This window comes from Citrobacter sp. TBCS-14, assembly GCF_005280805.1.
Taxonomy (GTDB): Bacteria; Pseudomonadota; Gammaproteobacteria; order Enterobacterales; family Enterobacteriaceae; genus Citrobacter; species Citrobacter gillenii.
In genome coordinates this window covers 1-532 of the sequence record NZ_SZWM01001194.1, presented here as the reverse complement: position 1 = coordinate 532, position 532 = coordinate 1, and the positions used below count along the sequence as shown (strand labels likewise).

1 pseudogene is annotated in these 532 nt (G+C 52.9%); it reads left to right on the top strand.

From position 1 onward, the window contains the following. Positions 1-532 (top strand): annotated as a pseudogene (locus tag FDX22_RS24760) (HAAAP family serine/threonine permease); the annotation flags it as partial.

Genomic DNA, 532 nt, shown 5'->3' with positions numbered 1-532 from the left:
GCCGCCGCCGCGTGCAATCCTCTCTCTGATTCTGATTGTCGGCATGATGACCATCGTGCGCTTCGGTGAACAGATGATCGTGAAGGCGATGAGTATCCTGGTATTCCCGTTCGTTGCGGCTCTGATGCTGCTNTGTACCTGATCCCTCAGTGGAGCGGTGCGGTTCTGGAAACCCTGTCCTTTGACTCCGCAGCAACCACTGGCAATGGCCTGTTGTTGACCCTGTGGCTGGCAATTCCGGTAATGGTATTCTCCTTCAACCACTCACCGATCATCTCCTCCTTCGCCGTTGCGAAGCGTGAAGAGTACGGTGATGAAGCAGAGAAGAAATGCTCCAAGATTCTGGCATTCGCTCACATCATGATGGTGCTGACCGTTATGTTCTTCGTCTTCAGCTGCGTATTCAGCCTGACTCCGGCGGATCTGGCTGCAGCGAAAGAACAGAACATCTCTATCCTGTCTTACCTGGCAAACCACTTTAACGCACCGATTATTGCCTGGATGGCACCGATCATCGCGATTATCGCTATCA